Annotated in this window: 12 protein-coding genes; 5 read left to right on the top strand and 7 right to left on the bottom strand. The window is 61.8% G+C overall.

What is annotated here, in order from left to right:
* Positions 1-80: 80 nt before the first annotated feature.
* Together RCH09_RS06295 and aroC are read right to left on the bottom strand one after the other, a co-directional pair.
* Positions 81-1,253 (bottom strand): MFS transporter, encoded by a 1,173-nt coding sequence (locus RCH09_RS06295; RefSeq protein WP_326940206.1) that lies wholly within the window; start codon positions 1,251-1,253, stop codon positions 81-83.
* 60 nt (positions 1,254-1,313) lie between these two features.
* Positions 1,314-2,432, bottom strand: a complete 1,119-nt coding sequence (gene aroC, locus RCH09_RS06290; protein ID WP_326940205.1) for a chorismate synthase — start codon at positions 2,430-2,432, stop codon at positions 1,314-1,316.
* Positions 2,433-2,736: 304 nt separating this feature from the next.
* Between aroC and RCH09_RS06285 the strand changes: the two genes are divergently transcribed.
* Both RCH09_RS06285 and RCH09_RS06280 read left to right on the top strand, forming a co-directional pair.
* A complete protein-coding gene (locus RCH09_RS06285; protein ID WP_326940204.1) occupies positions 2,737-4,974 on the top strand; it encodes a putative bifunctional diguanylate cyclase/phosphodiesterase in 2,238 nt (745 codons plus the stop codon).
* A gap of 44 nt (positions 4,975-5,018) precedes the next feature.
* On the top strand, positions 5,019-8,279 hold the full coding sequence (locus RCH09_RS06280) for a PAS domain S-box protein (RefSeq protein ID WP_326940203.1): 3,261 nt from the start codon (positions 5,019-5,021) through the stop codon (positions 8,277-8,279).
* On the opposite strand, the gene rraA is transcribed toward RCH09_RS06280, so the two are convergent.
* Positions 8,271-8,765 (bottom strand): ribonuclease E activity regulator RraA, encoded by a 495-nt coding sequence (rraA, locus tag RCH09_RS06275; protein ID WP_326940202.1) that lies wholly within the window; start codon positions 8,763-8,765, stop codon positions 8,271-8,273. The genes RCH09_RS06280 and rraA overlap by 9 nt on opposite strands.
* A 198-nt stretch (positions 8,766-8,963) precedes the next feature.
* On the opposite strand from rraA, the gene RCH09_RS06270 reads away from it, so the two are divergent.
* Together RCH09_RS06270 and RCH09_RS06265 are read left to right on the top strand one after the other, a co-directional pair.
* Positions 8,964-10,754 carry a GGDEF domain-containing protein gene (locus RCH09_RS06270; RefSeq protein ID WP_326940201.1) on the top strand — a complete coding sequence of 597 codons (1,791 nt, stop codon included), beginning with the start codon at positions 8,964-8,966 and terminating at the stop codon, positions 10,752-10,754.
* A gap of 87 nt (positions 10,755-10,841) precedes the next feature.
* Positions 10,842-12,257 carry a tetratricopeptide repeat protein gene (locus RCH09_RS06265; protein ID WP_326940200.1) on the top strand — a complete coding sequence of 472 codons (1,416 nt, stop codon included), beginning with the start codon at positions 10,842-10,844 and terminating at the stop codon, positions 12,255-12,257.
* 11 nt (positions 12,258-12,268) lie between these two features.
* On the opposite strand, the gene RCH09_RS06260 is transcribed toward RCH09_RS06265, so the two are convergent.
* From RCH09_RS06260 to RCH09_RS06250, 3 genes are all read right to left on the bottom strand, one after another.
* Positions 12,269-12,661 carry a nuclear transport factor 2 family protein gene (locus tag RCH09_RS06260; RefSeq protein ID WP_326940199.1) on the bottom strand — a complete coding sequence of 131 codons (393 nt, stop codon included), beginning with the start codon at positions 12,659-12,661 and terminating at the stop codon, positions 12,269-12,271.
* A 47-nt stretch (positions 12,662-12,708) separates the two neighbouring features.
* Positions 12,709-13,686: an SMP-30/gluconolactonase/LRE family protein gene (locus RCH09_RS06255; RefSeq protein WP_326940198.1), complete on the bottom strand. Its 978-nt coding sequence runs from the start codon at positions 13,684-13,686 to the stop codon at positions 12,709-12,711.
* 71 nt (positions 13,687-13,757) lie between these two features.
* Positions 13,758-14,219 carry a carboxymuconolactone decarboxylase family protein gene (locus tag RCH09_RS06250; RefSeq protein WP_326940197.1) on the bottom strand — a complete coding sequence of 154 codons (462 nt, stop codon included), beginning with the start codon at positions 14,217-14,219 and terminating at the stop codon, positions 13,758-13,760.
* 138 nt (positions 14,220-14,357) lie between these two features.
* Here RCH09_RS06250 and RCH09_RS06245 point away from each other — a divergent pair, with 138 nt between their 5' ends.
* Positions 14,358-14,654 (top strand): LysR family transcriptional regulator, encoded by a 297-nt coding sequence (locus RCH09_RS06245; protein WP_326940196.1) that lies wholly within the window; start codon positions 14,358-14,360, stop codon positions 14,652-14,654.
* Here the strand turns inward: RCH09_RS06245 and RCH09_RS06240 are convergent.
* Positions 14,651-15,021, bottom strand: a 371-nt coding sequence (locus RCH09_RS06240; RefSeq protein WP_326940195.1) for a transposase, incomplete at its 5' end; no start/stop codon positions are given. The two genes, RCH09_RS06245 and RCH09_RS06240, sit on opposite strands and share 4 nt — an antisense overlap.

The raw sequence follows: 15,021 nt of genomic DNA, 5'->3' as shown, positions 1-15,021 counted from the left end.
GCGGAATCAGTTGCTCTTGGGGGCATCGTGAGGCTGTGGCGCGACATCCTCGCTGCCGCTCGCAACACCTGAAAATCCGTTCAGCGGATTGCCGTTGCCAGTGCCTGCCAGCGAAACGACTGGCGTGCCGCCAACAAGGCCAGCAAGGCCAGTGCGGCGGCGGCGCAAAATACCGCAGGCGCACCCAGGCGATCCCAGATCAGCGTCAGGCCGAGTCCACCGAACGATCCGCCGAGGCCGTAGCCGATGCTGGTGTACAACGCCTGACCACGCGCCTGCAGCCGCCCGGAAAACCAGTGCTGCATGGTCGCCACCGAGGCCGAATGATGCGCGCCGAAGGTGGCCGCGTGCAGGATCTGCGCCAGCACCAGCGCGATCACCGAGGAGGCGCCAAGGCCAATCAGCAGGAATCGCAAGACCGCGATCGCGATGCTGGCCGTGAGCAACGCCGGCGCGCCAAAGCGGCGAAAAAACGGCGCCTGATAATAAAAAAATCCAATCTCGGCGAGCACGCCCAGCGACCACATCATGCCGATCACGGTTTTGCTGTAGCCGAGCTGGGCCAGATACAGCGAATAGAACACGTACAGCGATGCGTGCGCCGCAATCATCAGGAAGGCCGACACAAAAAATGCAACGACCTCGCGTCGCTTGAGCAGCTCCCGCATTGATGTGGCGGCGTGGGCGGTGGTGACATGGTCGCTGTCGCGCAGGCGCAGGCTGGCGAACAACACCAGCGCCAGTAGCGCGGCGGCGATCAATGGCATGTGATCGATGCCGAAGTGGTCGAGCAATTCGCCGGCGGCGGTGACGGCGGCAATGAAGCCGACCGAACCCCACAGGCGCAGCTTGCCGTAGTGGGTGAGATCCCCGCGCATCTCGGTGAGCATCAGTGCTTCGGACAACGGCGCCTGCGCGCCGGTAAACAGGTTGACGCTCGCCATCACGGCAAAGAAGTACCAGAAGCTGTGGCCAAAAAACATGCCGCAAAACGCCGCCAGCGCGGCCGCGGCGGTGAAGCGCAGCACCTGGACCCGGGCCTGCGAAAGATCCGCCACCCAGCCCCACAGATTGGGTCCGAAAATGCGCATGACCTGCATCAGCGACAGCAGGATGCCGATCTCGGTCGCGCTCATGCCGCGCCCGGAAAAGAACAGGCTGGCGTAGGGCGAAAAGACGCCGATGTAGCCGTAGTAAGCGAAGAAGAACAGCCCAAACGTGAATGATTGTTTGGGCCAGGGTCGATGCGGCACGGGCACCGTTCTCGCGTCTTGGCGCGGGTTAGTCAGTCGGAACAGCGATGGAGGTGTGGCTCAGGCGCGCGTGCTGCCAGCGTCCACGGCACCTGCAATCGCTGCCATGTCGACGCGCACATCGCCACATTGGGCGCGATGACGCAACGCGTGATCCATCAGCACCAGTGCCAGCATGGCTTCGGCAATCGGCGTGGCGCGGATGCCGACACAGGGATCGTGGCGACCGAAGGTTTCGACCTTGATCGGCTGCCCGTGCTTGTCGATCGAATCGCGTGCGGTGCGGATCGACGACGTCGGCTTGATCGCGATCGAGGCGGTGATGGCCTGCCCGGTCGAGATCCCGCCAAGCACGCCGCCGGCATGGTTGGTGCGAAAGCCCTGCGGCGTCAGTTCGTCGCCATGTTCGGTGCCTTTTTGCGCGATCGACCTGAAGCCAGCGCCGATTTCGACGCCCTTGACGGCGTTGATCCCCATCAGTGCATAAGCGATGTCGGCATCGAGCTTGTCGTAAATTGGTTCACCCCAGCCGACCGGCACGTTATCGGCCATCACATCAATGCGCGCGCCGCAGGAATCGCCGGCCTGGCGCAGCCCGTCCATGTAGGCCTCCAGCTCCGGCAGCAGCGACACGTTGGCGGAAAAAAATGGATTGTGACCGACGTGGTCCCACGACTCGAATGGAATGACGATATCGCCAAGCTGGCTCATGCAGCCGCGAAAGGTCGTGCCATATTGTTGTTTCAGCCATTTCTTTGCTATCGCCGCAGCGCCCACCGCCGGAGCGGTCAGGCGCGCCGAGGAACGACCGCCACCACGCGGATCACGGATGCCGTACTTGTGCCAGTACGTATAGTCAGCATGGCCGGGCCGAAATGTCTCGGTGATGTTTCCATAATCCTTGCTGCGCTGGTCTTCATTGCGAATCAACAACGAAATCGGGGTGCCGGTGGTTCGCCCCTGGTACACGCCGGAGAGGATTTCGACCGTGTCCGACTCCTGGCGCTGTGTCACGTGGCGCGAGGTTCCGGGCCGACGACGGTCGAGCTCGGGTTGAATGTCTGCCTCGGACAGTTCCAGCCCCGGCGGGCAGCCGTCAATCACACAACCGATGGCCGGGCCGTGCGATTCGCCGAACGTCGTTACAGTAAATAAGGTACCAAAGGTATTACCGGACATGGTCTGATTTGCGCAAGGGGTAAAAGCCGAATTCTAGCAGCCCGCCCGGATGGCGCCCCGCTTAATCTGAGGCAACGCCAGATATCCAATTTTGTAAAATGGAATATTTTTTGTTGCAGAGGCTGCCAAAATGGCAGAACCAAACAAAATCAGTTAAATTCAACGCGTTAAACTCACCCGAACGTTGTCTGGCGTGCAAAACCCGACCCGTGCTGGAAGTTGGGCCATGCGCCAACCATCCCGTCAGCGCAGCGCCGCCGACGGCTTTGTCCGAGAGAACGTCTGGAATTATGGAAGCGCTTGAATGAGCATACCGATTACGCCTGTCGCGGATGACCTCGTCTATCTGGACGAAACCGAAATTCTGGCGGACACCGATGCACCCAACAAACGGCCGGTATGGCGCATCCTGATCATCGACGATGACAGCGACGTCCATGCGGCAACCACATTCGCGCTCGGCAAGATTGAAATGCAAGGGCGCCCGCTGGAATTTCTGCACGCCTACTCCGCCACCGAAGCACGCCGTCTGCTGGTCACCGAGCGCAACATTGCCGTCATTCTGCTCGACGTCGTCATGGAGCAGGAAGATGCCGGCCTGCGCCTGGTCCGCTTCATCCGGCAGGATTGCCATCTGGTCGAAGTGCGCATCATCCTGCGCACTGGCCAACCAGGCTATGCACCCGAGATGGATGCGATTCGGGACTACGACATCAATGACTACAAGACCAAGTCCGAACTGACCCGCATCAAGCTGTTTACGGCTGTCACGGCGGCGATCCGTTCCTACGAACAGATTTGCGTGCTCAGCGATGCACGACGCGGCCTCAACCGGATCGTTCAGGCCAGCGCCGAGTTGATGGCGCTGCAGGGTCTGCGCAATTTTTCCGATGGTGTCATCAATCGCGTCGGTGAACTGCTCGACCAATCGGGCGCCGGCGTCCTGGTGAGCCAGGAAAGGCCATCGCGCGATCCGCTGGAGTTCATGATCGCCGCAGGCAACCAGCATTTTCACAAGGCCATTGGCCAATCCGCGCAGTCGCTGGCCAACCCGGCCTTGAGCCGGACCCTGCTGGCTGCCGTCGATAGCCGCGAAAACGTGCACGGCAACGACAATTGCGCACTGTTTTTTGGCACCACCGGCTGCGATTTTGTCCTGTACCAAACCTTGAAAGCGCCGCTGACCGATTTGCAGAAGCAGCTGATCAAGGTTTTTTCAAGCAACATGGCAATTGGCTTCGAGAACATGCGCCTGATGGCGCGGCTGCACGCGGTCGCCTTTTTCGACCCGCTGTGCAAGCTGCCCAACCGCGCCCGGCTGGTGGAATTGATCAATCAGTCCCTGCTTGCCAACGGCAACGAGGATGTCACGCTGGCCCTGATCGATATCGATCACTTTGCCGAAACCAATGACGCCTTTGGCCATCAATTCGGCGATGCCTTGTTGCTCGCGGTCGCAGCACGGCTGCAGGCAGCGCTCGGCGAGGCGCTGGTCATCGCCCGCGTTGGCGGCGACACGTTTTGCGTGCTGGGCGAGAGTGCCCAGGTCAATCCGGTGACCATCCTGGCCTTGTTCACCGCGCCATTCAGCGTCGACGACGAGGCCGTGCCGATGTCGGCAACCATGGGGCTGGTGCGCCTGTCCGGCTATGAAGGCGGCGGCGCCGATGCGCTCAAGGACGCCGATATCGCCTTGAAGCGCGCCAAGATGCAGCAACGCTCCGGCCACTTTTATTTTTCACGCAACATGGGTGTCGACATTCGCGAGCGTGTGCGTCTGATGCATGCGTTGCGCAGCGACTTTGCACAACGCAAGCTGACGCTGGTGTACCAGCCGCAAATTGACCTGGCAAGCCGCAAAGCGGTCGGCGCCGAGGCCTTGCTGCGCTGGCGCACCGAGGATGGCGCATTCATCGCGCCGGACGTGTTCATTCCGATTGCCGAGCATTCCGGCCTGATCATCGATCTCGGCGAGTGGGTATTGCGCACCGCGTGCGAAGAGCTGGTGCGCCTGCGCGCACTGGGCTTCACCGAATTCATGATGTCGGTCAACGTCTCGCAAGTGCAGTTCCGCCATCCGCTGTTTCTTGACGTGCTGCTGCAAGCACTGACCGACACCGGCGCACCGCCCGCCTTTGTCGAACTCGAAATCACCGAATCGGTCGCGATGGAAGACCCGGCATTCCTGATCAAGACGCTGGAGGAAATCAAGCGGACGGGCGTCTCGATCGCCATCGACGACTTCGGCACCGGCTTCTCATCGCTCAGTTACCTGCAGCAGCTGAAGGTGGACCGGCTCAAGATCGATCGCGCGTTTGTCAATGAAATCACGGCCTCGACCCGGGGCAGCAGCATCGCCGAAATGGTGATCCAGCTGGGACACAACCTGGGCCTGGCGGTGATTGCCGAGGGTGTGGAAGACGAACGCCAGGCCGATATCCTGTGCCAGCTCGGATGTCCGCTGGCGCAAGGTTATCTGTTTGCCCGGCCGATGGCGCCCGAATTGCTGCCTGACTGGCTGCAACTGCACAACGGGCGCTGATTGGCCTCGCACCCGGCAATGACGCCACGCATGGATACCCCGTCATGAACCCGCTGCGCATCCTGACCTTGCGGCGCGCCATCGTGCTGGCGGTCGTGATCGGCCTGATCGTGCCGGCAGCGCTGGTCGCTGGTGTGTTCTGGCTGCAGCGCTTCGACACCGACATCAAGGTCGGCACACGCACCCTGCTCAGTCAAAATGCCGAACTGCTGGCCCATGCCATGCAGGAGCCGCTGTGGAACGTCGATCAGGACAGCGCCACCGCCCTGCTTGACGTGATGCTGCGCAATGAAGACATGATTCACATTGAAGTGCGCGACAACGTCATTGGCGTGGTTGCCAGTGGCGAACGTGCGGAACGGCGGGTGGGCTTCACCGCCAGCACCACGCAGCCGGTGTACTCGCATGGCAAGGTGATTGGCTCGGTACTGATGGAAGTCGGCAGCGCGCGCCTCCAGCGCGTCATTTACGCCGACCTGCAACGCACCATGACGGGACTGGCCGCGCAGATCCTGCTGTCGGTCTTGCTGGTGCTGGTGCTGCTGGAACGCCGCCTGGTGCGACCGATGGAACAGCTCGGGACCGGCGCCGAGCGGTTGGCGCGCGGCCAGCTCGACGTGCCGTTCCAGTGGGATCGCCCGGATGAAATCGGCCTGTTGAGCCAACGGCTGGAACGCACCCGGATCAGCCTGCGCAGCCTGTTCGACGAACTCGGCGGCAAGAACCGCGAGCTGGAGCGCGACATCGAGATGCGCAAGCAGGTCGAGTCCGAACTGCAGGAACGCGAAACCCGCTTCCGGCTGCTGGTCGAGCAAAGTCCGATTGCGATCATCGAGTGGGATCTGCATTTCCGGGTGCTCGAATGGAATGCCGCGGCCGAGCAGATCTTCGGCTACAGCCGGCGCGATGCAGTGGGCCAGTACGCCGGCTTCATCACCCCCGACCGCAACGCCGACCAGGTCGATCAGGATTTCCAGGCACTCATCGACAAGGGCGGAACCGAGCGCAACATTCGCGACAACCTGCGTGCCGACGGCAGCCGCATTGTTTGCCAATGGCGCAATACCTATATCGCCGGACAGGGCGGGCAAGTCGGTCGCCTGCTGTCGATGGCCGAAGACATCACCGAAAAGCGCGACATCGAGGAAGCCCGGCGGCTTTCGGAAGCCAAATTCGCCGGCGCATTCGAAGGCAATCCGGATTCCGTCTCCATCGTGCGCCTCAATGATGGCCTGATCCTGGACGTGAACCAGGCCTTCGAAACCCTGACCGGCTTCAGCCGCGCCCATGCCGTGGGCAAAACCACCATCGGCATCGGCATGTGGGACAAGCCGGAGCAACGCATGGCGTTCGTCGCCAAGCTGATCGGCAGCGGCCGCGCGCGCGACTTCGCGCTGGCCATGCGCACCAGCGACGGCCGGCTGCGCAGTTGCGTGATGAATTCCTCGCTACTGTCGGTCGGCGCCGATGTCTGCATCATGAGCGTCATCCGCGACATCACCGAGCGGCAGTTGCAGGAAGCGCAAAAAGCCGAGGTCGATCGCGCCCTCCTGCGGCTCGCCCAAGGCACCCGCGACATCGCCGGCGAATCGTACTTCCACCTGCTGATCGCCGATCTGGCGGCGGCCTTGCACGTCGATCAGGCCTTCATCGCACTGTGTGTGCCAGGCCAACCCGACATGACCGAGACCATCGCCAACTTCGGGCACGGCGAACGCATTCCGAACTGCCAGTTCCGCATCAGCGGCTCGCCCTGCGAGGTGGTGCTGGGCGGCGATCTGGTGGTGTTTCCCTCGAAGTTGCAGAGCCGCTTTCCAGACGACGCCCTGCTGATCGACCTCAACTGCAACAGTTATGCGGGCGCGCCGATCCGCAACGCCCAGGGTGAGGCCATCGGTGTGCTGGCGGTGCTCAATTCGGAAGCGATGCACAACATCGACCTGATTCGCACCCTGCTGCAAATCTTCAGCGAACGTGCCTCGGCCGAACTCGAACGGCAGCAGGCCCAGATCGCCCTGCGCAACAGTGAACAACGCTTTGCCGCCATGTTTCATGCCTCGCCGGTATCCATGGCCTTGTCGCGTTTCGGCGGCAGCCATGTGCTGCTCGATGTGAACCAGGCCTTCGAACGGCTGCACCGGCGCAGCCGCGCCTCGGTGGTGGGCAACACCTCGGTTGCGCTGGGAATGTTTGTCGACATCGACGACCGCAACAGCATCATCAAGACACTGACCGACACCGACCAGCTTGACCGCTTCCAGACCTGGATGCGCATGGGCGACGGCACCACCGCACTGATCCAGGTGTCCGGTACGCTGTTTAATCTGGGCGAAGAGCGGTTGCTGATCCTTACCGGCGAAGACGTCACCGAGCTGCACGAAATCGAAGAGCAGATCCTCGAACTCAACAGCACGCTGGAAGAGCGCGTCACCGAGCGCACCAATGCGCTACGGCAGGCCAACCTGGAACTGGCATCGACGCTGGAAACGCTGAACATGGCACAGGGTGAACTGGTACGTAGCGAAAAACTGGCGGCACTGGGCGCACTGGTGGCCGGCATTGCGCATGAACTCAACACGCCGATCGGCAACAGCCTGATGGTGGCCAGCACACTGGCCGACCGCACCCGCGAGTTCGCCAACGATGTCAACACCGGCCTGAAACGCTCGGCACTGGAGAGTTACCTGCAGGATGCCGACAAGGCCAGTGAAATTCTGGTGCGCAACCTGTACCGTGCAGCCGATCTGGTCACCAGTTTCAAGCAGGTGGCGATGGATCAGACCAGCTCGCAGCGCCGCCGCTTTTCGCTGGCCGAGGTGATTGCCGAAATCATGCTCACGCTCTCACCCACGATTCGCAAAACGTCCTTCCAGGTGCGCCAGGACATTCCGGCCGGACTGGTGATGGACAGCTATCCCGGCCCGCTGGGACAGGTGCTGACCAATCTGGTCAACAATGCCTTGCTGCACGGCTTCGAGGGCCGTCGCAGCGGCGTCGTCAATATCACCGCCAGCGCCGCCGACGCGGGCTGGATCGCGCTGGCCGTCAGCGACGACGGCATTGGCATCCCGGCGAACAATCTGAACCGGATCTATGACCCGTTCTTCACCACCAAGCTCGGCGCCGGCGGTTCCGGACTTGGCTTGAACATTGTCCACAACATCGTCACCAGCATCCTCGGCGGACGGGTCCGGGTCGACAGCGAGGTCGGCATAGGCGCCACCTTCACGCTGATGCTGCCATTGACGGCACCGGCGATCCAGGTCGACGAGGCCACCCTCGCGCTCGGCGCAGGCTCAGTGTAGTGGATCGTGACTGACCAGCACGCCATCGGCATCGACATAGATCCAGTCGCCTGGACGCACCGTCACGCCCGCCATCGCGATGACCAGGTCGGCCGCGCCGGCGCCGTTGCGCTGACTGCGGCGTGGATGCACGCCCAGCGCGCGGATACCGATGGCGCAGGCGTCGAGTTCGGTCACATCACGAATGCAACCGGTGATGACGATGCCGGCCCAGCCATTGGTTTGCGCCAGCTTGCCAAGATTACCGCCGACCATGCCGTAGCGCAGGCTGTCACCGGCATCGATCATCAGCACCCGGCCGGCGCCGGCGCTCTCCAGTGCTGTTCGTACCAGCACGTTGTCCTCGAACACCTTGAGGGTCGCGGCGGGTCCGCTGAAGCTGTCGTGCCGGCCATAAGCGCGAAATACCGGCGGCATCACCAGCAGGGTATTGGCCGAAAGGCGGTCTTCATTGGCGTCACACAGGTCACAAGTCGCAAAATTCATGTCGTCTCCAGAGTTCAGGCGGTGTCACCATGTCAAAACACGCCCCATCGTGCCATAGCGTCAGGCACACAGGGAACTTCACCATAAATCACAATGTGGTTGGGGCGCAAAGTCAAAAGTTCGATAATATGAGGCAACATTGTGGTGCATTCAAAAAATGCGGCCAAATATTACGCAAGCGATCCAGGGAGTAGTCCGGTGGTGGATAAACAAGCGCACGAGCAGTTGGATAAATCCGAAATCGATCGGCTCAACCGACAGGCCCTGTCGTGCCTTGCTTCCAATCGCGCGGAAACCTATCGGCTGGCGCAACTGGCGCTGACGGCGTCGCAGGCGATCGGCTATCAACGCGGCGTGGGGTATGCCCATCTGAACTTGCTGTCGGTGCTGTTTCACGCCGGCGACATCGACAAATCCGCAGCAATGTGCAAACCATTGCCAGCGCTGTTTCATGGCTTGCACGACCTCGAGGGCGAAATGTCCGCCAACGTTTGCCTGGGCTCGATCGCAACCCGCCGCGGCGATTTCACCCGCTCCGCCAAGTATCTCGCCAATGCGCGCAAGTTGGCCGGCCAGATTCCCGATTCGCTGTACAAGTTCTCGCTGTATAACCGGCTCGGCATCGACGCGCTCAGCCGCGGCGACATCAGCGCCGGCCCGCGCAATTTCCTGCTCGCGCTGGACATGGCAGAACGCTTCGGCACCGCCTCGCACCGGGTCAACATGCTGTCGAACCTTGCCTCCTGCCAGCACGACCTGTCCAACGACGAAGACGCCATTCCGCTACTGATGGAAGCACTCGACATCATCCGCAACGAAAGCCTGGTGTCGCAGCGTCCGCTGGTGTCGGGTAACCTGGCGATGTGCCTGCTGTCGACCGGCAAGCCGCAGGAAGCACTGGCCCTGCTGGCGCCGTTCCTGCGCCAGTCGGACCTCGACGCCGCCGACGGGGCCTTCATCTCCAGCCTGGGTGCGCACGCCTCGATCCTGCTGATGAAACTGGACCAGGCGCGTGAACTGGTCGACACGGCGCAGCAACTGGCGTTGATGGACCAGGATTACGAAGAACAGATGCATGCCTGGCTGGTGCGCGGCATGCTCGACATGGCCTCCGGCAAGGCCGGCGCTGCGCTGATCGCGCTGGACCAGGCGCGCGCCCTGCTGTCGCATACCCGCAATCCGTTTTACCAGCAGCAGATCTTCAAGGGGCTCGCCAATATTCATGCCCGCCTCGGCAAGTGGAAGAACGCCTATACCTATCTTGAGCAGTACCAGGCGCACTTTGAAGCCAGCAGCAAATCGGCGCGCGACTCGCGCCTGCTGATGCGCCATCTCGAAAAGGAAATGAAGAGCCTGCAGGAAGAACGCGACAATGCGCTCGAAAAACAGGCTGCGCGCGAAGCCGAGAACCAAAAGCTCGAAAGCCTCAACAAGGAACTCACGCACCAGATCCATCACGTCAATTCGTTGCAGAATTCGCTGCAGGAACAGGCCATCCGCGATCACCTGACCGGACTGTACAACCGGCGGCATTTCGAAACCTGCCTGAATGCCGTGCTGCATGAATCCAGCGGCCAGTTTCCGATTGCCGTGGTCATCCTCGACCTGGATTTCTTCAAGCGCGTCAACGATACCTACGGCCACCCGTTCGGCGACGAAGTGCTGGTGCAATTTGCCCGGCTGGTCGAAAACAACCTGCGCGGCAGCGACATGATGTGCCGCTACGGTGGCGAGGAATTTTGCCTGCTGCTGCGCGACGTCGACGGCGCCATGGCGGCCAGCAAGATGGCCACCATCGCCGCCCGATATGCACGACTGGTGATCACGCGCGGCGACCAGCGGCTCACTGGCTGCACCTTCTCGGCCGGCATTGCCGAGTACCCGCTGCACGGCGAAACCCGCAATGAGTTGCTGATGCGCGCCGACACGGCGCTGTACGCAGCCAAGGTGGCAGGACGCAATCAGGCGATGGTGGCCCTGAACGATTAAGTCAGCGCCGGCCAGCCGATGGGCTCCGAATCGCTGTTAAGATTTTGACGCTGCCCCGCAAGACTCCCATCATCCGACTCCAGCCACATGCCCACTGCGCGCAGCGATGCCGAACATCTTTTTTTCGAAGGCAACCGCTTGCTCGCGGCGGGAGAAACCGCTGCTGCCGCGACGGCGTTCAGTCAGGCCGTTGCGCTGGTCCCTGACCTGGCCGAAGCCTGGTCCAATCTGGCGCTAATGCACGAACGCGCCGGCGACGATGCCAGCGCAGAGCCCTGCCACCGGCGCGCCATCCTGGCGTTGCCCGATAACCTGTCGATCGTCCTGAACCTGGGTGCGTTCCTGCTGCGCCGCAAGTGCCTGGACGAGGCACAAACGCTGCTGCGTGGCGCAGTCGCGGCGGCGCCGGATGCCGCGCCGGCGTGGTCCATGCTGGGCGCGGTCCTGACCTGCCTGAAACAGCCTGACCGGGCCGAACCGTGTTTTCGCCATGCGCTGGCACTCGACCCCGACTACCGCAAGGCCCGCTTCAATCTGGCCTATGGGCTATTGCGCCAGGGCCGGCTGACCGAAGGCTTCGCGGCGCTCGAGGCGCGCGACGGATATCAGCGCCTGGCCACACACTTCACCTGCGCGCGCTGGTCGGGCGAGCCATTGGCTGGCAAGTCCATCATCATCGGTTTCGAGGGCGGGCACGGCGACATGATCCAGTTCTGCCGCTACGGCGCCGTGCTCAAGGCAATGGGTGCGGCCCACCTCAGTCTGGTCTGCCACCCGGCGCTGACATCGCTGCTGCGCAGTCTGGCCGGGGTCGACCGGGTATTTTCATTCGAGCAGGACGTGCCGCGCTCGGGCTGGGATTTCTGGATCCCGCCCCTGAGCCTGCCGCATTTTTGCGGCACCGGACTTGACACCATTCCGGCAGTCATCCCCTATTTGCAGCCGGACCCGACCCGCGTCGCACACTGGCAGGCGCGACTGCCCGTCACGGGCATGAAGGTCGGACTGGCATGGAAAGGCAACCCACGCTTTGAAAATGACGCCGATCGATCCTTGCCCGCGCTGGACATACTGGCGCCGCTGGGACGCGTCGCCGGCGTGCAGTTCGTCAGCCTGCAAAAAGGTCCGGGCGAGGAACAGGCGTCGTCCCCGCCTGCCGGCCTGACGCTGCTGGCGCTCGGCCAGGACTTCGATGATTTTGAAGATTGCGCGGCGGTGATAGCGGGCCTCGATCTGGTCATCAGTGTCGACAGCGCCGTTGCCCACCTGGCCGGCAGCATGGGGGTGCCCTGCTGGCTGCTGCTGCCGGACTACCAGACCGACTGGCGCTGGATGACCGAACGCACCGATTCGCCGTGGTATCCGCAGCACATGCGGCTGTTCCGGCAGCGTCCCGGCGCCGAGGGATGGGCGGCGGTGATTGATGAAGTGGTGCTGGCACTGGCGCTGCACGCGACCGAGGTGGCGCGAATCAAGCAGGCAAAGGTGGCGCTCAATGATTGAGCCCCGCAAATTCACGCCAATGCATCGCGCCAGACGCCGGAGTCCGTGACCTGCGTCACACCATTGAACCGCTGACCGTCGAACGACCAGAAGTGCGCGAAGGCTGCGCGGATAGGCTTTCCGGTTCGCTTTACCTTGCCAACATAATGTACATGGCCGATCAACACATCACCACCATCAAACATCTGCTCCATGACCGGGCTCATCTCAAACCATTGGCCGACGGCTCCCCATCCTTCCCGCATCATGGCTTCGCGGCCCTCGTACAGACGGCCTAACCCTTTCGGCAACCCGGCGGTCAGTTCACCACGAAAGTTGTCGGTCAACAGTTCGCGTAACGCGTCGACATTGCCGCCGGACAAAGCCGCGTAGAGCTCGTGGCCGTTTCTGAGAATGCTGTTCATAATGTTTTCTTTCCGAGAGGTGGTTCCGTGGAGCGATGTCGCTCCGGTTAACGCGAGGCGGCATCCCAACCACGCTGAGCAGTCTCGACGCTGTATAGACCCTTGCCCGCTGTGATGTAAAGTCGACCTGCCTCGACGCCGCGGCCAAAGCCGAGGTTGGTCGGCTTGGCGGGCGTGCGGATAAAATCCAGACGCGTTCCGTCTGGACGATAGACGGCGATCCCGAAATCAGGATCCTTGCGCTCGGCGACGTAGACATTGCCCGACTCGTCGGTCAGCAGTCCGTCCGGCCCATCCCGGTCGCCGTAATCGACCAGCGCACGCGCCGCGCCGGCCTCACCATGCTCGTTCAACGAGAAGGCGAGCAATCGCATTGGGCCGTACTTGAGCACACTGCCCTTGGGCAGGTTGACGATATCGTTGCCGACAATGTTGTGTTCGGCGACATACAGCGTCGTGCCGTCGGGTGATACCGCCACGCCATTGGGTTTCTGCACGCCGGGCAGAATCAGCCGGACCGACTGGTCCGGGTCAATCCGATAGACGCCGTATACCGGCTGCTCGAGCGACTCGTGGCCAATGTAGCGCGGATCGGTCACGTAGATCCTGCCTGCCTTATCGATCGCGAGGTCGTTCGGGCTGTTGAACGGCTTTCCGCCATACAGGCCGGCCACCAATTCGCTTTTTCCCGAGACCAGATCGGTTCGGATCACGGCACGGGCTCCGCAATCGGCGCCCAGTGCCAGCACCATGCGGCCTTCGTGATCGAATTTCATGCCATTGGCGCCGCCGCTGGGCGACCTGAACAGCGTCGTTGCACCCTTACGCGGATCAAACTTCATGACATAGCCGAGCGCGCCACCGGGGCGCGCCGTCGGGGTCACGTCGAGGAAGTAGACGTTGCCGTCATGTCCCGCTGCCACGCCTTCGGTGAACGAGCCCCCCTCATACAGTGGCACCAGCGTCGCGTTATCCGGGAATACAGGACCGGCGATCGCATCAATCGCGGCAAGGGAAAATGACATCGCAATGATGCGAATTGATCGCGCGCGCCCGCAATGCATTGCCATTGACACTGCTGCGCGAAGCCTGGGCATCAACGGTCGCCGCCGGGCGCAACGCCGCCAACCGTGTCGAGTTCGGCGAACACATCTCTGGCGGCGACGAGCGCATCCATCGCGGGTCCCATTCCGGCATACACGCTCATCTGCATCAGCACCTCCACCACCTCCGTGCGGCTAAATCCTGCATTGAGCGCGAACCGGATGTACTCCTTGACGGCAAAGACTTGATTGAGTGCGGTCACCGCCGCCAGCGTGGCGATGATCCGGTATTTCATGTCGAGCCCGGGGCGCGCATAGATGTCGGCAAAGACATATTCGACAATGATCTTGCCGAAATCCGGCGCAACATCATTCAGGATGCCCTGAATCGTCTCCGGCAAATTGGGGTCCAGTGCATGCTGGTACTGGATGCCGGTGCGGTACTTTTCGCTGACGTCGCCCAGCTGATGTTTCTGGATAAAAGCGTCGATATCGAACACGTCTGGATTGGTCATGGCGGTCTCTTTGTGGGATAGGTTTGCTGGCAATCGTTGGGCTGTCAGCCTGCACGCCTGAGCGGCCAACGGATGGCGTACAGTACGCGCAGAATGCAGGCGGATAAACGACCTGCCCGGAGCTACAATGCGGACACCATGTCCATAATCCGCCCCACTCTCCCCGGCCGCCTGCAAGGCATTGAAGAATTCATGGCAGTGGCCGAGCAAGGCAGCTTTGTCGGCGCCTCGCAGATGCTTGGCATGACTGGCTCCGGCGTCGGCAAAGCGGTCGCACGACTGGAGGCGCGATTGAAAGTGCGGCTGTTCCAGCGCACCACCCGCAAGGTGAGCTTGACGGTCGAGGGACAGGCTTTTCTGATGCGGTGCAAGGCCGTGGTGGCAGATCTGGCCGAGAGGGTGTCCGCGATTTTGTGTAATCGGGAAATCGATTAATGTTGCGGCATACGCTCATCGAACATGATGGTGAACCGATTCAAGGCGGCTTTCCAGTTCTGAATCGGCATCGTCCACTTCTTGCTGATGTTGCGCAGTGCCAGATAATACAGCTTGATCAATGCGTCGTCATTGGGAAACGAGCCTCTGCTTTTGGTGACCTTGCGCAGACTCATGTTGACGGACTCAATGGCATTGGTCGTATAAATCACTTTCCGGATTTCTGCCGGATAGTCGAAGAACGGAACGATGCGCGGCCAGTTGCGTTGCCATGACTGCACGATCGACGGGTACTCCATGCCCCATTTGGCATCGAATTCTGCCAGACGCATTTCAGCTTCCTCGACAGTCGCCGCCGTGTAGATCG

It is taken from the genome of Actimicrobium sp. GrIS 1.19 (assembly GCF_035984655.1).
GTDB lineage: Bacteria > Pseudomonadota > Gammaproteobacteria > Burkholderiales > Burkholderiaceae_D > Actimicrobium.
This window is presented reverse-complemented; position numbering and strand designations above follow the sequence as displayed.